At 39.7% G+C, this 18,809-nt stretch carries 17 protein-coding genes and 2 pseudogenes; 9 read left to right on the plus strand and 10 right to left on the minus strand.

Translation table 11 applies throughout. From position 1 onward, the window contains the following. Window positions 1-68: 68 nt before the first annotated feature. Together JOC74_RS16840 and JOC74_RS16845 are read right to left on the minus strand one after the other, a co-directional pair. Window positions 69-881: a DUF2935 domain-containing protein gene (locus JOC74_RS16840; protein WP_053605816.1), complete on the minus strand. Its 813-nt coding sequence runs from the start codon at window positions 879-881 to the stop codon at window positions 69-71. 284 nt (window positions 882-1,165) lie between these two features. Continuing rightward, window positions 1,166-1,727 (minus strand): annotated as a pseudogene (locus JOC74_RS16845) (IS256 family transposase); the annotation flags it as partial. Between the two features lie 275 nt (window positions 1,728-2,002). Between JOC74_RS16845 and JOC74_RS16850 the strand changes: the two are divergent. The 3 genes and pseudogenes from JOC74_RS16850 to JOC74_RS16860 all read left to right on the plus strand — a co-directional run bounded on the left by JOC74_RS16850 (window position 2,003) and on the right by JOC74_RS16860 (window position 3,404). Further along, a complete protein-coding gene (locus JOC74_RS16850) occupies window positions 2,003-2,128 on the plus strand; it encodes an anti-repressor SinI family protein (protein ID WP_082364308.1) in 126 nt (41 codons plus the stop codon). A 15-nt stretch (window positions 2,129-2,143) separates the two neighbouring features. Continuing rightward, window positions 2,144-2,353 (plus strand): annotated as a pseudogene (locus JOC74_RS24350) (Abi family protein); the annotation flags it as partial. A gap of 148 nt (window positions 2,354-2,501) precedes the next feature. Beyond that, window positions 2,502-3,404 carry a hypothetical protein gene (locus JOC74_RS16860; RefSeq protein WP_053605814.1) on the plus strand — a complete coding sequence of 301 codons (903 nt, stop codon included), beginning with the start codon at window positions 2,502-2,504 and terminating at the stop codon, window positions 3,402-3,404. A 42-nt stretch (window positions 3,405-3,446) separates the two neighbouring features. On the opposite strand, the gene JOC74_RS16865 is transcribed toward JOC74_RS16860, so the two are convergent. Then, window positions 3,447-3,629 carry a hypothetical protein gene (locus tag JOC74_RS16865; RefSeq protein ID WP_053605813.1) on the minus strand — a complete coding sequence of 61 codons (183 nt, stop codon included), beginning with the start codon at window positions 3,627-3,629 and terminating at the stop codon, window positions 3,447-3,449. A gap of 373 nt (window positions 3,630-4,002) precedes the next feature. On the opposite strand from JOC74_RS16865, the gene JOC74_RS16870 reads away from it, so the two are divergent. After that, on the plus strand, window positions 4,003-4,350 hold the full coding sequence (locus JOC74_RS16870) for a YolD-like family protein (protein ID WP_225970300.1): 348 nt from the start codon (window positions 4,003-4,005) through the stop codon (window positions 4,348-4,350). A 50-nt stretch (window positions 4,351-4,400) separates the two neighbouring features. On the opposite strand, the gene JOC74_RS16875 is transcribed toward JOC74_RS16870, so the two are convergent. Then, entirely contained in the window at window positions 4,401-4,544 is a 144-nt protein-coding gene (locus JOC74_RS16875) for a hypothetical protein (RefSeq protein WP_158320335.1), read from the minus strand. Window positions 4,545-4,756: 212 nt separating this feature from the next. Here JOC74_RS16875 and JOC74_RS16880 point away from each other — a divergent pair, with 212 nt between their 5' ends. Together JOC74_RS16880 and JOC74_RS16885 are read left to right on the plus strand one after the other, a co-directional pair. Beyond that, entirely contained in the window at window positions 4,757-4,930 is a 174-nt protein-coding gene (locus JOC74_RS16880; protein WP_082364306.1) for a YolD-like family protein, read from the plus strand. Between the two features lie 37 nt (window positions 4,931-4,967). After that, window positions 4,968-6,113 (plus strand): site-specific integrase, encoded by a 1,146-nt coding sequence (locus tag JOC74_RS16885; protein WP_053605812.1) that lies wholly within the window; start codon window positions 4,968-4,970, stop codon window positions 6,111-6,113. Window positions 6,114-6,190: 77 nt separating this feature from the next. Here JOC74_RS16885 and rlmD read toward each other — a convergent pair whose 3' ends face one another. The 3 genes from rlmD to JOC74_RS16900 all read right to left on the minus strand — a co-directional run bounded on the left by rlmD (window position 6,191) and on the right by JOC74_RS16900 (window position 9,406). Further along, on the minus strand, window positions 6,191-7,570 hold the full coding sequence (gene rlmD / locus JOC74_RS16890; RefSeq protein ID WP_053605811.1) for a 23S rRNA (uracil(1939)-C(5))-methyltransferase RlmD: 1,380 nt from the start codon (window positions 7,568-7,570) through the stop codon (window positions 6,191-6,193). An 18-nt stretch (window positions 7,571-7,588) separates the two neighbouring features. Then, window positions 7,589-8,500: a diacylglycerol kinase gene (locus JOC74_RS16895; RefSeq protein WP_053605810.1), complete on the minus strand. Its 912-nt coding sequence runs from the start codon at window positions 8,498-8,500 to the stop codon at window positions 7,589-7,591. Window positions 8,501-8,635: 135 nt separating this feature from the next. After that, window positions 8,636-9,406, minus strand: coding sequence for a helix-turn-helix transcriptional regulator (locus tag JOC74_RS16900; protein WP_053605809.1), 771 nt, complete (start codon window positions 9,404-9,406; stop codon window positions 8,636-8,638). Between the two features lie 237 nt (window positions 9,407-9,643). Here JOC74_RS16900 and JOC74_RS16905 point away from each other — a divergent pair, with 237 nt between their 5' ends. Further along, the gene (locus JOC74_RS16905) at window positions 9,644-10,483 is read left to right on the plus strand and encodes an SDR family NAD(P)-dependent oxidoreductase (RefSeq protein ID WP_053605808.1); all 840 of its coding nucleotides are present in this window, start codon (window positions 9,644-9,646) and stop codon (window positions 10,481-10,483) included. Between the two features lie 30 nt (window positions 10,484-10,513). Continuing rightward, window positions 10,514-11,395, plus strand: a complete 882-nt coding sequence (locus JOC74_RS16910) for an SDR family oxidoreductase (RefSeq protein WP_053605807.1) — start codon at window positions 10,514-10,516, stop codon at window positions 11,393-11,395. A 278-nt stretch (window positions 11,396-11,673) separates the two neighbouring features. Here the strand turns inward: JOC74_RS16910 and JOC74_RS16915 are convergent, their stop codons facing one another. Beyond that, the gene (locus JOC74_RS16915) at window positions 11,674-14,847 is read right to left on the minus strand and encodes an efflux RND transporter permease subunit (RefSeq protein ID WP_211086233.1); all 3,174 of its coding nucleotides are present in this window, start codon (window positions 14,845-14,847) and stop codon (window positions 11,674-11,676) included. Window positions 14,848-14,982: 135 nt separating this feature from the next. Between JOC74_RS16915 and JOC74_RS16920 the strand changes: the two genes are divergently transcribed. Continuing rightward, entirely contained in the window at window positions 14,983-15,831 is an 849-nt protein-coding gene (locus JOC74_RS16920) for a TetR/AcrR family transcriptional regulator (protein ID WP_053605806.1), read from the plus strand. A 74-nt stretch (window positions 15,832-15,905) separates the two neighbouring features. Here JOC74_RS16920 and gatB read toward each other — a convergent pair whose 3' ends face one another. Together gatB and gatA are read right to left on the minus strand one after the other, a co-directional pair. After that, entirely contained in the window at window positions 15,906-17,336 is a 1,431-nt protein-coding gene (gene gatB, locus JOC74_RS16925) for an Asp-tRNA(Asn)/Glu-tRNA(Gln) amidotransferase subunit GatB (protein ID WP_053605805.1), read from the minus strand. A gap of 11 nt (window positions 17,337-17,347) precedes the next feature. Beyond that, window positions 17,348-18,805: an Asp-tRNA(Asn)/Glu-tRNA(Gln) amidotransferase subunit GatA gene (gene gatA, locus JOC74_RS16930; protein WP_053605804.1), complete on the minus strand. Its 1,458-nt coding sequence runs from the start codon at window positions 18,803-18,805 to the stop codon at window positions 17,348-17,350. Window positions 18,806-18,809: the final 4 nt, after the last annotated feature.

Below are 18,809 nucleotides of genomic sequence, written 5' to 3' on the forward strand. Positions count from 1 at the left end.
AATAAGAACAGATAGAAAACCTTTATAAAAGATATACCCTTTTTTGTGTTATACCCATACATGATTGATTATTCAACTCGTACATTAGAGGATGCTTTACCGGTCAAACTTGCTTCAAACATATCTATAATAAATAGGAATCGTTCGGCTTCACGGAAAACGTGATCAGCGAGCAATGGATGGATATTACTTTTAATTCTGCATGCTTCAATCAAATCTCTTGCTGTTTTCTTAAAATTACGCAAAGACACAACTGATACACGATTCTGGTCAAGGAATTGGTCTAAAATTGGCGCAGTTTCTGATTGAGGACGCATGGAATCTAAATCAATTGCTTGATAAAGAAGTTGGTCAAAGTCATGACTAAAGTCCCTAGCTTGTTCGACTAATTTTCTTTCAGAAGGATCTAGAAGATGACCGATAAATTTGGCATGGTCTGCCATAATTTTTAAAAAGAATACATTTTCTTTAATGATTGCTGTTGGTAAAGGCACTAGTTTACCCTCATTTAATTCTTTTAATCGATTCGCAAAATACGCTGCTTCGCGGCTAGTATGGTCAATTAATAACGCATAGTTATTAGATCTAACTTTACATTGCAAAGTGAGTCCAAGTACTTTTCGTTTATAGGCATAAATAGATACAGCGGCTTGGTAAACCTGGTTATTAAATTGAACAATTTGCTGAGGATCAGAGTTTATAGAAAATCTACTAAGTTGCTCTTCAATTCTTTCAAATAAAGGAATAAATTGCTTTGCTTCTTGAATAAGTTGTTCATCATCGTAATTAAATCCTAAGCTTAAAAATAAAGCATGTTCCTTCATGATCCTTGACCAAAAACGTATCTCATCCAAAGATCGCGATACAAATGAATTAGTCATATTCCCACCCCTTTAATTTTTAACCGTTTAATTTATATTCACTTTGAAAAATGAATATGTGATATTTATGTACAGATATATAAATCCTTGTCTATTTTGAAATTAGATTGCTCTATACTTATTAGAGATTCTTTTTTACTTCTCATGCATACCATTTATTAAAAGAACCGTTTCAACGATATAACATAAAATTTTGCTTGTAATATTAAAGGATTTTTAATACATGAGGGACCATCAATAATTTTGTGTAAATACCAGAAATCCGTTTCTTAATAGATAGCTGGTTATTCTTTCGATTTGAACATAGCTGCGAGCTCAGCACGAGCTTGATCAAAACCAATATGACAACGTGTGGTTGTAATCATCAAACTGTGACACCAGGAATCGTTCCATTGCTTCTTCATTAGGGAATTGTTCTTTCCGTTTTGTATATTTCTTGATCTGTTTATTAAACGACTCAATTAAATTCGTTGAATAAATGCTTTTCCAAATAGATTTAGGAAAGCTGTAGAACGTGAAGATATAATGATTTTCACTGAGTGACTTCGTCACTTTTGGATACGCTGATTGCCATTTGGTACAGAATTCTTTCAATGCTTCTCGTCCTGCTTCTGCACTTTCAGCACGATAAATTGATTTGAAGTCATAACAAATTTTCGGACGGTCATTTACACGTACCTTATGGGCAATATTACGGGCTAAATGAACACAGCACGTTTGATAATTGGCATCTGGATACACACTAAAAATACTATCTGTAATACCTTTTAAGCCGTCCGAAATAAAGAGCAGGATTTCTTCTACACCACGGTCTTTCAAATCGAGCAGAAGTTCTTTCCACACATATTAAAAAAGGTTCCTCCGATATAGGAGAAACCTTGTCATATCAACGTTTATGTATAAGCTTCCAAGCGGGCTCGAACCGCTGACCTCTTCCTTACCATGGAGATAATGGTACAAGGCAGCAATATTCGACTTTATGACAAACCCTTATATATCAATGTTTTACAGATTGCCATTAGGCTACTTCATGACACTTAAAATCAATTTCTGGTCAGTTTGGTCAGTTGTTTAGTCAGTTTGGTCGGTTACCATACCTACTATTTAAAAGGTGTGGAAAAATGGATTATAAAAAATTAGATCTCGAATGGAGATTGTTGGTCTTGCACGCATTGGAAATAGGAATCAAGCCGGATGAAATCAAGGAATTCTTTAAGAAATATGAGATAAAAAAGAGAAATAGATGAACCGTTGAATATGTAGAAATAACCTTTAGAGCTCAGTTAGCATATGAGTTTTCTAAAAAATACCGTGCTTTAAGTTGTCAAAAATCTGAAAATTCCTTCAATGTGACTTCCCATTCTATAATGCTTGAAAAGATAGATAAAAAGATTAATGTTAGCAAAGAATTGTTTGTTTTACATCATAAAGAAAATTATAATAATCAATTCCCTTTTGTGGGTTGCTGTTGAATTGTTTTCAATGGATATGCTATCAAAATTCTATAAAAATATGCTAAACAATGATAAAAAAGTAATGTCAATTTGGGAAATGAGTGGAAAAAATGTTACTAGTATGTTACTTTGGTAAATGTGAGAATAGAATTTGGAGGGTTTAATTTTGAAGAAACTTTTTGTTGCTGGGATTGTAGCTTGTTTAACTCTTTCTATTAATATTGAGTTTCCTCAATCTACAAAGGCAGCTAGTGAAAACAAGTTAAAGGCAGACATTAGCAATGACGAACAGAAATGGTTAGAAGGATTAGGTTTTACCTCGGACGAAATTGTAAATATGTCTAAAGAAGATTTAGAACATACTTCTAAACGATTCAAAGGAAAAAAAGGGAAAATCATTGCAAAACAAGAAGAGTATTTTAAAGTTGATAACTACATCGATGAAAACGGAAAACAGCAAAAAAAAATGATAAAGTCAACAAAAGATGAAGCACTTAAAGAAGTTGAAAAATTAAAAAAACAGAAAGAAAATAAACATGGTTTAATAAATTTTAACAATGCTAGTGCGGCCTCAGATACTGAAAATGACGGGTGGATTACACAAACTACAACTGTATCTGATATTGGTTCTACATATCTCGCAAAAACATCCTATAAGTGGTTATCTAATCCTGATATTGGATTTTCTGATACTATAGCAATCACACATGGAGACAATGTAGATAAAATTGCTGGTTCAGAATATGCAAGACATTGGTATAAAGATGGTATAGGGACTCATTATTTACCAGCTGATTATAGTGCTGACACAAAGAATTATTATGGGTATGCAGACAAGTTTGACCTTAAAAAAGTGGGTACTAATCATCCACCTTATGATCATCAAGGATATTTTTACTTTGAATTTAATAGAGATAAAACTAGTGATAATACGGCTGATTTATATGGTCACTATGCTCATGCTTTAACATCACCTTATTACTCTGTTTCACTTTCTCTTGGTGCTATTTCTCTATCAGGAAGTGCAGCATCGAATGCAACAGATACTCATGTTGATTGGACTTACTAGTAAATAAAAAATGGCCCATTTTGTATAATGGACCATTTTTTATTATTTTTTTAAATTAGGTATTATTTGGTCGTCTATAGCATCATCTATATCTTCTAATTTCCCTTCTATGTTTGTAAATAAAAGCTCATATTTATTTAGTTGTTTGTTTTGTTGATAAATTACTACTAGCATTACTAAATTAATTATTAAAATAAGTGATAAAAGTATGTTGATTTTTTTCAAAGTTTCACTCCTAAATTATTGATCCAATAAAAAAAGTTATTTACATACATAATATCAAAAAATAGAGAAGAATTTTAGAGAGTAAGGAAACTTTTTTGTTACTTCATTGTTGTGCCGGGCAAATATCACAATTTTTCCACTGTCTTTGAAAGCTCTACGTATTCCATCAAACTTAAAATCACTTCACTTACTATATTTGTAAGTAATTTTTGATCTCTACCCAATTAATTTGATGAGATAAGTTATGGAAGGAAAAGCCCCTCTAAGATCATACATATCTCGAAGGTTATACCTGCCTAACTAGCGGGTGTTTTTTCTTATTGAATATAGAACACACGTTCCTATATAATTACCCTTAAAAGGAGGAATTACAATGAAATCAAATATGTTAACGCCGGGATCTAACATGAGGTGGGAGTCTTCAAGAATGATGCTGCCAGAACACCGTGAAGCGCTGCTGGCCCGTAAAAAGGAACAAATGAAGGTCGAAAAGCCGGAGCTGGATGAGCAACAGATTGAGAATATGGAGACCCTAATCTCTGAATCAATGGAGTTTGTTTTTCCGTTACTGTTTAAAGTGTATGATGATGGACATTTTCGTGAAGTCGCAGGGCTTGTGGAATACATAAACGAACGAACAAAACATCTGCATGTTGTGGATAGTAAAGATGATACGAATTTTATTAGGTTTGAGGATATTGTGGATTTAAAAAAGAATTAGTATGTACCGGAGAGAATTAATCTCTCCATAATGACAGCAAAATAATAGGTTTAGTGTTTGACCCATTTTTGTTCCATTAACGTTGGTTTAATTTCAGTTGAAGATTCATTTTTATTTGAGGATTTGTTTTCAGTTGAAGATTCTTTTTCAGTTGAAGAGGTAGGGGATCTATCTTCTTCATAATGTTCGCTCATGGTTTTTATCACTCCAATTTCTCAACTTTTTTATTTACTCAAAAAATATATTTTTCCTTTTTTTCAAACATATTAATAATCATATTCTGAGTAAGGTCCAAGTGCTTGTGCATATTCGCTAAGTATTATAAAAAGGCATAAAACTACAAGAATCGGCGCCAGGGGTATGTTGTGTACATTTTGAACCCCCCTCCAATCGGAAGGGTAATTCAATGGAACTTGTTTTTCCGTTACAGTTTATTGTGTATGATGATGGACATTTTCGTGATGTTACAGGGCTTGTGGAATACATAAGCGGGCGAACAAAACAGCTTCATGTTGTGGATAACAAGGGGGATACAAATCTGGTCAAATTTATAGATATTGTGGATGTACGGAAAAAATAAAAATCCTTTCCGCTTGGAAAGGGTTTATTAAAGAAGAATGGCATATTACCGTAAGATCCCAGCAAAAAATAAAAAAGGATATACTTACTCATTTACCATTGAACTCGGTAGAGATCCAATCACAAAGAAAAGAAAACAAATCACCAGAAGAGGATTCGCAACAAAAAGAGAAGCAGAGAAAGTAGCCAATGAAATTGAAAACCAAATCAACAAGGATACTTATATTGTTGACAGCAAAATGACTCTTAAGGAATACCTTAACAAATGGTTAGATTTAGCCGCAAAACGAAAAGTAAGAGATACGACGTTTACCAATTATAAGAGAGCAATTGATTATCGAGTCATTCCGGTTCTTGGCCATTTTCAATTAAGCGAACTAAAAAGTACTCATTACGAACAATTCATTAATTCATTATTACAAGATGGGTTATCCGATCGATACATCGAATACATTTACACGGTACTTTATGGTGCTCTTGAAAAAGCAGTTGATTGGGAGCTAATTATAAAAAACCCATTAAAGAAAGTCGATATTCCCCGAGGTAGAAGAAGAAAAACAATTACATGGTCACGTGAAGAATTAAATCGATTCCTGGGTCATGCTAAATTTGGTGATATTACCTACTATATGGCTTTTAAATTGGATGCCTACACTGGATTAAGACGCGGGGAATTATTAGGGCTTAAATGGTCTGATGTAGATTTCTCGGAAAATAGAATAAACGTATCCAGATCACTAATATACGACAAACAAGGATTTCGTTTCGGTCCTGTGAAAACGGAAAAGTCTGAACGTAGCGTAAAAGTAGATAAAAAAGTTATGGAGGAATTGCGTTCTTATAAAGCGAAGCAATCGGAATTAAAGATAGCAATACGATCGGAGTATGACGATCAAAATTTAATTTTTGCTCGGAAAGATGGACCGCCAATCTATTTCCGAACTTTCACTACTATCTTTAATCGAATAATTAAAGAAGCAAATGTGCCAAAAATCCGTGTTCACGATATTAGGCACACTCATGCTACTCTAATGTTAGAAGCTGGCGCAAGCCTAAAAGATGTACAAGAAAGACTTGGTCATACAAGCATTCAAATGACAGGTGACATTTATGCTCACGTTACACCTGTTATGCAGGAAAAAAGCAGCCAAGCGTTTAGCGATTATTTAGAAGAGAAAAGTTAAAAAACTCTAAAAATCACTTAATTTCCCCCGAATGTGGTCAAAATGTGGTCAATTCATCATTTTGACCGTTAAAAACCCTATGATTTAAGGGTTAATCTCGCTACACACTCCACATGCATCGTATGTGGAAACATATCCACAGGCTGAACCTCTTGAGTCTCATACCCACCGTCTTCCAGCACTCTCAAGTCTCTTGCTAGGGTTCCTGGGTTGCATGATACGTAGACGACGCGTTTCGGCTTCATGTCCAGAATCGTTCTGAGCAAGGCTTCGTCACAGCCTTTACGCGGGGGATCAACAACAATGGTGTCTGCCTTGATTCCTTGTTCGTACCAGTTTGGGATGACAGCCTCTGCTTCGCCCGCTGCAAATTCAGCATTTGTGATGTTGTTCAGCTCGGCGTTTCGTTTGGCGTCTTCTATCGCTTCCGGTACGATTTCAACGCCATAGACTTTTTCCGCTTTTTTGGCGAGAAATAAAGAAATCGTGCCGATTCCGCAGTATGCGTCAATTACGGTTTCTTTTCCCGTTAGCTCGGCGTATTCCAGAGCTTTGTCGTAAAGAACCTTTGTTTGTTCCGGATTGACCTGATAGAAGGACCTGGCAGAGATCGCAAACCTGATGTCGCCTATCGTGTCATAAATATATTCTTCTCCCCAAAGCACGTTGGTTTCGTCGCCGAATATGACGTTCGTACGTTTCGGGTTTACATTTTGGACGATCGATTTTACTGCAGGGAATCGTTCAATGATTTTTTCTAAAATAGCTTTCTTATGAGGAAAATCATTTGTTTTTGTAATAAAGACGATCATCATTTCTCCGGTGTTTACGCCGTAACGGACCATAATGTGGCGGAACCAGCCCTTATGCCGCGCTTCTTCGTATGCCCTTAGTCCAAATTGATTACAGATGTCCTTGATGGCTTGTACCGCTTGATCGTTTTTCTCGTGCTGGATCAAGCAGGCGTCCATGTTAATGATTTCGTGAGTACGCTGCTGATAAAAGCCGGCGATTAGCGCGCCTTCTCTTTCACCTAGCGGGACCTGGGCCTTATTGCGGTATCGCCACGGCTCGTCCATCCCAAGCGTTGGATGGACAGTGACACGGCTCATATCAAGCTTGCCGATTCGTTCTAAAACATCTCTAACCTGCTTTTCTTTAAAGGCTAACTGGCCGGCGTAAGTCAAATGCTGGAGCTGGCAGCCGCCGCATTGCTTGTAGACTGGGCAAGGCGCTTCTTGCCGATGAAGGCTTTTTTCCTTTATCTCCATCAGCCTTCCGAAGGCATAGCCTTTTTTTACACGCGTGATTTTAATTTGTGCTTTTTCGTCTGGAAGAGCATTTGGTACGAAAATAGGGAAGCCGTCTATTTTCGCAACCCCCGCCCCTTCATGAGTCAAATCCACAAATTGCACGTCCATATATTCATTTTTCTCAACCGGGGGATTTGTTTTCATTGCATTCACGTCCAATTTTTAATCGTCTAGCTGTTCTGCTTTTTCCTTTGGCATGATCACACGAATATGGCGATACAGGTTTTCGAATTCGCCTGGTAAAAGCCCGCCATACTCGCCGTCTAGATTAAGCTGCATTTTATCTTCCACGAAAACCTTTACACGATTCGCCTTCGTGTATATGACTTGCTGGTCATTAATATGCTCTCCGCGAAGCACCATGCTTGCGACACGGATAAATTCGGGCAAATTTGTCTTTTTTAGGATCATCAAATCAAACATGCCGTCATTTAAGCTGGAATCTGGCGCGAGCTTTTCAAAGCCACCGACTGAATTCGTCAGCGTCACTAAGAAAAGCATGATTTCTCCTTGAAAAAGCTTTCCATCATATTCGATTTCTACCTTTGTCGGCCTGATGGAAGGGAGCATTTCAATCCCCTTTAAATAATATGCAAGGTGCCCAAGCCTCGTTTTCAGCTTGCTTGGCACTTCATAGGTTAACTCAGTCAGCCGGCCGCCGCCTGCGATATTAATAAAATATTGTTCATTGACAAGCCCGATATCAATAGCTCGTGTTTCTCCGTTTAGCACCGTATCCGCAGCCTTTAAAATATCCTCTCTCGGAATGCCGAGTGCCCTGGCAAAATCATTTGTCGTGCCTACAGGAATAATCCCAAGTGTCGGACGATGTTCCAATGGAGCAATCCCATTGACAACTTCATTAATCGTTCCGTCTCCACCTGCAGCAACAATCAGGTCATATTCACGTAAAGCGGCGTCCCTTGCAGCTTGTGTTGCATCGCCTGCACATGTAGTCGCGTGAGTGGAGGTTTCATAGCCCGCCTGTTCAAACTTTATCAGAACGTCCGCCAATTGCCTTTTAAACATCTCCCGCCCTGAGGTTGGGTTATATATTATACGTGCACGTTTCATTCTCATCATCCTATACACAAAGTCCGTTCTCCGTAACAACCTTTAATTATACTATGAGTTGCAAAATACGCAAATATGGAACATTCATTTCATGGAAATGAATAACCCTCCTTGAAAAAATAGGAGGGTGCTAAGTCACGTGACTTTATTGGAAAACAGCGTAAGCCTTTCTTTCGTCCCGGTATTCGGCTGCGGTGTGAAAATGGTTAAAAACATATTTTTTTCCTCTGCCAGCAGCAAGTTGGTATAATCCATTTTTAGATTTCCCAGCTTCGGATGGTTCATTTCTTTGTTCCCTTCAGGGATGCTGAACACTTCATGTCTTGGCCACCATTCCTGAAACTCGCTGCTTGTTGCAAGGAGCTGTGTCACCAATTCGTTGTACCACGGGTCATCTGTATATTTTGCGTAAAAGCTTCTGAATTGTCCAAGCAACCCGCTGGCCATATACTCCCAATTCACAAATAATTTCCGATAATCATCACGGGTAAACATTCTCCAAATTATATTTCTTTCAAATTCATTCATATCGTAGGAATATCCAAATACCTCGGCTGCCATTTCATTCCACGCCGCTATATTCCAACGGTTTCCAATAATATAAGCAGGACAAGGGTGCAGTTCGTCGAGAATGAGCTGTAGCGCTGATGATATAGTATCTCCATTTTCCTTTTGCTCTAACACAGAATCGGAAGGAAGCCATTGGTTAGCTAATAAAAACAAATAACTTTTTTCGTCTTTATCCAGTTTCAGTGTCCGCGACAAGCTTTCCAACACTTGTTCAGAGACACGAATGGGACGGCCTTGCTCCAAGTTGGTATACCAGGCTAATGAAATGCCGGACAGTGCAGCAACCTCTTCCCTGCGTAAACCAGGGGTGCGCCTTCGCGTCGAGTCATTTTTCAAACGGCGCTTCTTCAGGAGAAATCCGCATTCTCCTAGTCCGCAAGAAATCTCCAAGCTCTTTATGCTTACTTGAATCTTGCATAGAAAAATCCAGCCCCTTCCTATTACTAGGATATATCCTACGATAAAAACTAGTATGATACGTATTCGTACGATAAACTCGCTCCTCACTATTATACAAAAAAACATATAAGATAAACATATTCCAAGCGTAAAAGGAGGCACAGCCCAATAACTATGAAAAAAACTGAAGATAAAGTCTTTCTTGTGACAGGTTCGACTGACGGCATCGGAAAACATACGGCACTTTCTCTCGCAAATATGGGAGCTACAGTTCTTTTGCATGGCAGAAATCCTGATAAATGCGTAACCGTGATGGAGCAAATTTCTAAGCGCACGGGCAACGAAAAGCTGCATTATTATGTGGCTGATTTCACATCCCTCTCCGACGTTCGCCATTTAGCAGAAGAGGTTAACGATAGAGAGGGACAGCTTGATGTATTAATTAACAATGCGGGCATAGGATCCGGCAAACTTAGCGATAAGCGAAGGCCGCTAAGTGAAGATGGACATGAACTCCGATTTGCGGTGAATTACTTGGCGCCATTTATGCTGACAAATTTGCTTCTTCCGCTTTTGCATACTTCTGCTCCTGCAAAAATTGTCAACGTGGCTTCTATCGGGCAGAGACCAATCGATTTTAACAACCTAATGCTGGAGCGGGGCTATGATCCTTTCGATGCGTATAAACAAAGCAAGCTGGCACTTATTATGCTTACATTTGAACTTGCGAATCAACTGGATCCTGAAAGGATAACCGTCAATTGTATTCACCCAGGGTCATTATTAAATACCAAAATGGTTCGCGAAAGTATCCCCATAGGTTTTGGCAGTGCAAAATCCGGAGCAGATAACGTTGTCCATTTAGCCGTGTCGGAAACTCTCGACAAAGTGACCGGCCGATATTTTGATAAAAAAAGTGAGTCTCAGGTCGATCCTCAAGCTTATAACAACGAAGCGCGCAAAAAATTATGGCACATTAGCGAAGAGCTCACGGAAACTTATTCCCCCAGCTAGAGGTATAAATTTTTTTGGAGTGTGATTATTTTGGCAAACAAAGGATATGTCTTTATTACAGGTGCGACCGGTGGAATCGGTTCAGCCATTGTAAAAAAATTAACGGAACTAGGTTACACCGTATTAGCCGGGGTTAGAAGCAAGGAGCAGGGCAAACGGCTAAAAAAAGAAATTTCGCCAAATATTGTTCCGATTGAAATGGATATAACGGTTCCCTCATCGGTTGAAACAGCTTCGCTTGAAGTCGGCAAGTTTCTCGGGAACAATGGAATTGACGGGTTAATTAATAATGCAGGCTGTATTATACAAGGACCTTTGGAGCTGCTTTCGTTGGATGAAATTAAATATCAGTTTGACGTCAATGTGTTCGGTCAAATTGCCGTCACGCAGGCACTTCTTCCTTTTCTTCGCAAAAATAGCGGCAGGGTAATCAACATTGGAGCAGTGACTGGAAAAACTGCTATGCCATTCATTGGCGCTCTGTCAGCCTCCAAGCATGCGATGGAGGCACTAACAGATGCACTTCGGGTCGAATTAAAGCCTTGGAATATCCACGTCACAATGATCCAGCCGGCTGCAATCGATACGTCTATTTTTGAAAAAGCCAATGCTACTTCAGATCGGTCCCTTCAGCAAGTCCCATCCGAAAAGCTTGCTCTGTATGAATCAGCCCTGGCAGCATACCATTCAACAATAGCCAAACAGCCTGTTTCTCCTACGGATGTTGTTGTAAAAGCCGTAACTGAATCACTATCCGCTAAGACGCCGAAAACCCGTTATGCTGTCGGAAGAGGCGCCCGGCTTGTTGTCACAATAAGCCATTTACCTGATCGGCTGCGCGACAGGCTTTTAATGAGCTCGCTCGGATTAACAAAGGTTTCCAACCCGAAACAAGCACACGATTTTAACTAAAATTGTTGGTAACCGGAACTTCTTCATAAGTTAAAGCCTGTCCAATTTATTTTGGAACAGGCTTTTATTTATTGTGAAGATGATATGTATATCGTAAATTCATACATTTCGTGCTGCTTTTTTGGGTTTATGCGCCTGTTCTGGCTACTTATGTGCTTCTTCCACTACTTATGTGCTTCTTCCGCTTTTTATGTGCCTCTCCCATCATTTATGTGCCTCTTCAATTTATCGAAAAAAAAGAGCGGCTCAGAAATTCTGAACCACCCACTACAACATTATTAAGCTTCTTTAACTGCTTCAACCGCTGTTTTTTTCTTTCTTCTTCTTGGCTTAGTTAAAATTTCATATACAATAGGCACGACAATCAAGGTTAAAAGTGTCGAACTCGTTAATCCGCCGATAACTGTGACTCCAAGGCCTTTTGAGATAAATCCGCTGCTTTCAAATCCGAAAGCAAGTGGGAGTAACGCGCCAATTGTTGCAATAGCGGTCATCAAGATTGGGCGCAAACGGGTTGTTCCTGCTTCGAGCAGTGCTTCTCTTGTTGTGAGCCCTTCTTTTTCCTTATGAATTACACGGTCGATCAACACAATTGCGTTAGTTACTACAATTCCGATCAGCATCAGCATACCGATCATTGTGTTCAAGCTGATCGTCTCTCCTGCAATCAATAGAGCGACTAACGCGCCGATGACTGTAAATGGAAGAGAGAACAGAATCGCAAATGGTGCACGTCCGCCGCCAAAGGTAATAACAAGAACAAGGTAGACGATTGCAATCGCGGCAAGCATCGCAATGCCAAGCTGCGAGAATGATTCGTTAATATCTGCAGAAACACCTGCTGTTTCCACACTGACATTTGATGGTACGTCCAGCTTATCTACCTCTTTTTGTACTTCTTGTGACGTAGTAGCAACATCATCAACAGTAAGCTCGCCGCTCACCTGTGCGTAAAGTTTTCCATCTTGTCTGGATACTGTATCTGACGTCGTACCTTCGTTTACCTTGGCAACATCACCGATTCTCACCTCTTGGCCAGTAGGACTCTGAATCGTCTTGTCTTCTAAATCTTGAACGTTGTCAAAGCTCTCTGTATCAGTTTGAACCTTCACATCATACGTATTGCCGTCACTTTCTACTTCTGTCAGAGCATCCTGGCTGCGTTCAGGCATTATAGCCATTGCGATTTGGCTCGCGGTAAGGCCTAGCTTGCTCAATTCTTCTTGGTTTGCAGCGAACGTATACTCTTTATAGGTTTCAGCCAGACTGCTATCAATGTTAGTCAGGTCCGAACGATCATTCATAATCTTTTCAATCTCAGATACAGTGCCTCTAATTTCATCCACGCTGTCTCCGTAAACATAGTAGGTCAACGCGTTGCTTGTGCCTGAACCGGACATATCCTGCATTGCCCACGTTCCGCTCTCTGTATCCTCTTGAAGCTCATTAATGACGTTTTCTTTTTCTTTTTCAAATTCAGGAGTATCTTTATCGTATTCTACGAAAAACAATGCACTGTTCGTATCTCCTGGATTCATTGGATTTTCTGATCCGAGAGAGTATTGAACCTGATTTACGTGTTCGCGATCCATTAAGAAGCCTTCTGCTTTTGTTGCTTCACTTTCCGCTTGCTCTCTAGTTTCACCCGGCTCCGGCTTATAGGTGATCATAGCGGTTTTTTCTTCTTCTGCCGGCAAGAAGCTCACGCCAATGAAAGGTGTAAGAAACAGGCTTCCCACTAGCATAAGAATGACAATACCAGAAACGATCCATTTATGGTTAAGCGACCAGTTTAAGATATTCCGATAGAAGCCTGCCAGTTTGCTAGGTTTATGCTCCTTCATTTGAGTTTGGCCAGCTAAATTTTTCTTAAAAAGCCTATGAGCCATTGAAGGTACGATTGTAATTGCAATCAACAATGATGCTAGCAAAGCAAATACGATGGTTAGCGCAAACGGCATAAATAATTCGCCAATTTGTCCTCTGACTAAGCCTAGCGGAAGGAATACCGCAATCGTAACAATGGTTGAGGATAAGATCGGCATAAACATTTCTTTTGTTGCCTCTTTTACAAGCTCTTTGCCTCTCAGTTTCTCTCCCTTTAATGCCATTCTTCGATAAATATTTTCAATAACGACGATGGAATCATCAACAACACGGCCAATCGCGACCGTCATTGCGCCAAGCGTCATGATGTTTAAGCTGATATCCATTTGATTGAGTACTAACAACGCAATCAACAGGGATAATGGAATAGAAACAATAGATATTAACGTAGATTTTATGTTTCGTAAGAAAAGCAAGATAATAATCACTGCAAACAATGCGCCGAAAGCAGCTTTACTAAGCATTGTACTTACAGAATCTTCAATCGGCAATGCTTGGTCAAACGTTGTGTCTACCTTTAATCCATCAATATCATCTTGAAAATTGTTCAATTCTTTTTTTACTGCTTCTGCGACTTGAACCGTATTCGCATCAGAAGATTTGATTACTTGAACCCCGATGCTTTCCTTGCCATTGGTTCTTGAAATTGATTCTGCTTCTCCAACTAATTCAATTTCAGCAAGTTCAGATAGCTTAACGGTTGGAAGCTCGGCGTTTTGCGCACCGGCACCTGACTGGGCTCCTCCTTGTGCACCTGCGCCTTGTCCTTGTCCGGCTGCACCTTGCCCTTGCTGTCCAGCTGCGCCCTGTCCTTGAGTACTAGGGGTAATTGGAATTTCGATGTTTTTAAAATCTTCAAGGCTCATGACATTTCCGTCAACAACAACAGACTCTTCGCTGTTGCCGAACGTGAAAAGTCCGAGCGGCATGCTAACGTTTGAGCCTTGGATAACATTTTTGACTGTATCTTCAGTCAGTCCGTTTTCTTCTAAAGCTTCTTGGTCATAGGTGAGCTTTACTTCTTTCACCTGCTGGCCTGAAATTTGCACGGAAGAAACACCGTCCAGCCCTTCAATTGCAGGAACGATCTCATCTTCCATTCGGTTAGTAAGATCCTCAAGAGACTCCTTTTCGCTTGAGATGCTCAACGCAAGAATAGGAAAAGCATTAAAGCTCATTTTTGAAATTGAAGGCTCTTCTGCTGTATCAGGCAACTCTACATTGGCAATTGCATCTGACGCTTCGTCCTGCGCTTCGTTCATATCCTTGTCAAAGTCATACTGAATCTGAACGTTGGACGCATTTTGCATAGAGGTTGAAGTAACTTTTTCAACACCGTTTAAATTTTTCAATGCATTTTCAATCGGTTCAGATACATTTTCCGCATTATCATCTGGAGTTGCACCAGGATTAATTGTCGTAACTGTAATGACAGGGGAAGTGATGCTTGGAATCATTTCTTGTTTCATGTTTGATCCCGCATATAACCCGGCTGCCGTGACGATAATAGTCATTAACAATACGGCAAATTTATTCTTCAATACAAAATTAATAATCGAATTCATTTTCTCCTCCTAAAAAATTTAGTATTGACTGACTGGTCATTTCTCACTAATAATAATCATATCTACTTTTCTCGTCAACAAATATATGGGAAAATAATAATAATTTAAACTAAATTTAAACTCTGAGGTGAGCACTTGAAAGAGAAGGAAATTATCATCATAGAAGCGGGGATAAAGCTCTTTGCAAAAAAGGGATTTTCTTCAACCACAATCCAAGAAATTGCTGAAGAGTGCGGTATTAGCAAGGGTTCATTTTATTTGCATTTCAAATCAAAGGAAGCTTTGCTTTTATCGACTTTTGAGTATTATTTAAACTTCAGCATGGAAAATTTAAATAAAATCAGGCTGAAGCACGATGATCCTCGAGAGGCATTTATAGAACAAACCGCTTATCAATTTAAAGAAATTTTTGACCATAGAGACTTTATTGTCATGATGATCCGTGAGCATACAATTCCGACTCGGAGATCTATGTCAGACTTTTTTCAAAGAGCAACAAAGTTTAGCAATGAATTTTATTTAAATGCCTTGTCTGATATTTATCGGTCAAAAATAGACGTTTTTAAATATGATTTGAACATGATTGTGCAAGGTATGATCACTTCCTATAAAAATCTTTTTCTATTCAGCAACATTACGCTTGATTTTACAAAGCTTGCTGAATTTATTCTCGAGCGCATGGATGATATTGTTGAGGGTCTTACACGATCAAATAAAGCCCCTGTTTTGACAGAACAAGCTGTATTTGACGGACTTTTCTTCCCGGCATCTTCGCAGGATCATATTCTTAAAGAAATCAAAAGGCTTTCAAGCGCGGAAAACATCATAGAGGACCACTTGATCACCCTGCAGGTGCTCGAAGAAGAAATGAAAAAGGATGAGCCAAGGAAACCGGTCTTGCAAGGAATGCTGGCAAATATCCAAGGAGACGAGGAATTTGATTCATTGGTACAATTAATCAAGGATGTCTATAAATTAGAATAATTAAGAAGCAGCTTTTCCATCCAAAAAAAGCGGTTCACGAAGATAACACTCTTCGCGAACCGCTTTTTCGTATCCTATCTTTTCTTTATTTCCTCTAAAAGCAATTTGTTAACCATTGGCGGGTTTGCTTGCCCTTTTGAAGCTTTCATAATTTGTCCGACGAGATAACCAATCGCACGGTCTTTCCCGTTTTTGAAGTCTTCAATCGATTGAGGGTTGTTGTCAAGCGCGTCCGTAACAAACTTTCTTAACTCGCCCTCATCAGAGATTTGGACAAGTCCTTTCTCTTTTACAATCGTTTCAGGATTTCCGCCATTTTCTATTAATTCTTTAAACACTTTTTTCGCAATTTTCGAAGAGATCGTTCCTTTTTCTATCAACTGAATCATCCCGGCCAAGCCCTCAGGCGTGAGCTTCACATCCTCGAGTTCCTTCTGGTTAGCATTCAGATACGCAGATACTTCACCCATAAGCCAGTTTGATGCTTGCTTGGCTTCAGCGCCCTTCTGTACTGTCTCCTCGAAGAAGTCCGACATTTCTTTTGTGAGAGTAAGAACCATTGCGTCATATGCAGGCAATCCAAGCTCATCAATGTAACGTTTCTGTCTTTCATCAGGCAGCTCCGGAATGCTGTTTCTAACTCTTTCTTTCCATTCCTCGTCAATATAAAGCTCGACTAAATCCGGTTCAGGGAAATAGCGATAATCATCAGAGCCTTCTTTAACCCTCATGAGAATTGTTTTTTTCGTAGACTCATCATAACGCCTTGTTTCCTGCAGAATGACCCCGCCGGAAAGAAGTACCTCAGCTTGTCTCTTTTCTTCGAACTCAAGGCCTTTTTGAACAAAGTTGAAGGAGTTTAAGTTTTTCAATTCCGTCTTTGTTCCGAATTTCTCTTGACCGATCGGGCGCAAGGAAATGTTGGCGTCACAGCGGAGTGAGCCTTCTTCCATCTTACAGTCAGAAACTCCTGTATATTGAATGATGGATTTTAATTTTTCCAGATATTTATACGCTTCTTCCGGCGTACGGATATCAGGCTCAGATACGATCTCTACAAGAGGTGTTCCTTGGCGGTTGAAATCAACTAAAGAGTATCCGTCACCAGTGTGAGTCAGCTTGCCGGCATCCTCCTCTAAATGAAGGCGGGTAATTCCAATTCGCTTCGTTTTGCCGTCCACTTCGATTTCAATCCATCCATTTTCGCCGATCGGCTTGTCAAATTGGGAGATTTGATATGCCTTCGGATTATCCGGATAAAAGTAGTTTTTGCGATCAAACTTTGTATCTGTGGCAATCTCGCAATTCAAAGCCATGGCAGCCTTCATTGCAAAATCTACTGCTTCTTTGTTCAAAACGGGAAGTACGCCAGGATAACCAAGGTCGATTACGCTTGTTTGCGAATTTGGTTCTGCACCAAAAGCTGTTGGTGCGCTTGAGAAAATTTTTGATTTTGTTTTTAATTCTACGTGGACTTCAAGTCCGATAACCGTTTCAAAATTCATGATTTCACCCCTTACAATTCAGGCTTTGCTTTATGATGGTCAGTTGCTTGTTCAAAGGCATGTGCTACTCGGTATACTGTTTTCTCATCAAAGTGCTTACCGATGATTTGCAGCCCAAGCGGCAAGCCGTTTGTAAATCCGCAAGGCACACTGATTCCAGGGACACCTGCCAAATTCACTGGGATCGTTAATATATCATTTGCGTACATCGTTAGCGGATCACTTGTTTTCTCTCCAATTTTGAAGGCTGGAGTAGGCGTTGTCGGGCCAATGATTACGTCATAATTTTCAAAAACGTCCTCAAAATCCTTTTTAATCAATGTCCGCACTTTTTGCGCTTTTTTATAGTAAGCGTCGTAGTAACCAGAGCTAAGCGCAAAGGTTCCAAGCATAATTCTCCGTTTCACTTCTTCGCCAAAGCCTTCGGAGCGGGTTTGCTTATAAAGTTCGATAAGGTTGTCCGCATTATCAGAACGGTAGCCGTACCGGATTCCGTCAAAACGGGCAAGATTGGCAGATGCTTCTGAAGAAGAAAGCAGATAATAGGTCGCCAAAGCATATTTACTGTGCGGAAGAGATACTTCTTCCCACGTGGCTCCAAGGCCTTCCAATACACGTAAAGCTTCTAAAACCGCTTGTTTTGCTTCTTCCCCTACACCTTCTCCAAGATATTCTTTCGGAACAGCTATTTTTAACCCTTTTACATCACCAGTAATTGAAGAAAGAAAATCAGGGACTTCTACATTAGCACTGGTGGAATCCATTTGGTCAACACCGGAAATGGATTGAAGAAGAAAAGCGTTATCTTCTACATTTCGGGTAATTGGTCCGATTTGATCTAGGGAAGAAGCAAATGCAACCAATCCGTACCTTGACACTCTTCCATAAGTTGGTTTTAAACCGACCACTCCGCAAAACGATGCGGGCTGGCGAATCGAACCGCCTGTGTCTGAGCCTAACGCGAATGGAACTTCGCCAGCAGCTACTGCGGCTGCTGAACCGCCGCTAGAACCTCCGGGAACCGTCTCAAGGTTCCATGGGTTTTTCGTCACCTTCACACCTGAATTCTCTGTGGAAGAGCCCATGGCGAATTCATCCATATTCAATTTCCCAATCGTAACGGCTTCCGCTTTTTTCAGATGCTCTACTACAGTTGCATCGTATATCGGGTCAAAGTTTTCTAGAATTTTACTCGCGCAGGTTGTTCGAAGATCCTTCGTTACGATGTTGTCTTTTACACCAATCGGCATCCCAAACAACAACCCCCGCTCGCTGCGGGAATCAATGGCTTCGTCCAGCTCTTTCGCCATAGCGCGCGCCTGTTCTTCATTCAATTCGAGGAAAGCTTGTACGCTTGACTCAACTTTTTCTATTCGTTTATAGGATTCGTCTACTAAATCAGAAACCTTTATTTCTTTTTTATGTAATAGCTCTTTTAATTCAGAAATCTTGTGGTCAAATAAATCCACTTAG

Origin of the sequence: Bacillus capparidis (genome assembly GCF_017832095.1) — a bacterium.
GTDB lineage: Bacteria > Bacillota > Bacilli > Bacillales > Bacillaceae > Bacillus > Bacillus gobiensis.

Bases quoted from the DNA above. Each gene is read 5' to 3' on its own strand.
- JOC74_RS16840 (WP_053605816.1), bottom strand. From the start codon at position 881: ATGACTAATTCATTTGTATCGCGATCTTTGGATGAGATACGTTTTTGG.
- JOC74_RS16895 (WP_053605810.1), bottom strand. From the start codon at position 8,500: ATGAAACGTGCACGTATAATATATAACCCAACCTCAGGGCGGGAGATG.
- JOC74_RS16885 (WP_053605812.1), top strand. From the start codon at position 4,968: ATGGCATATTACCGTAAGATCCCAGCAAAAAATAAAAAAGGATATACT.
- JOC74_RS16905 (WP_053605808.1), top strand. From the start codon at position 9,644: ATGAAAAAAACTGAAGATAAAGTCTTTCTTGTGACAGGTTCGACTGAC.
- JOC74_RS16875 (WP_158320335.1), bottom strand. From the start codon at position 4,544: ATGAGCGAACATTATGAAGAAGATAGATCCCCTACCTCTTCAACTGAA.
- JOC74_RS16870 (WP_225970300.1), top strand. From the start codon at position 4,003: ATGAAATCAAATATGTTAACGCCGGGATCTAACATGAGGTGGGAGTCT.
- rlmD (WP_053605811.1), bottom strand. From the start codon at position 7,570: ATGAAAACAAATCCCCCGGTTGAGAAAAATGAATATATGGACGTGCAA.
- JOC74_RS16850 (WP_082364308.1), top strand. From the start codon at position 2,003: ATGGATTATAAAAAATTAGATCTCGAATGGAGATTGTTGGTCTTGCAC.
- JOC74_RS16880 (WP_082364306.1), top strand. From the start codon at position 4,757: ATGGAACTTGTTTTTCCGTTACAGTTTATTGTGTATGATGATGGACAT.
- gatB (WP_053605805.1), bottom strand. From the start codon at position 17,336: ATGAATTTTGAAACGGTTATCGGACTTGAAGTCCACGTAGAATTAAAA.
- JOC74_RS16915 (WP_211086233.1), bottom strand. From the start codon at position 14,847: ATGAATTCGATTATTAATTTTGTATTGAAGAATAAATTTGCCGTATTG.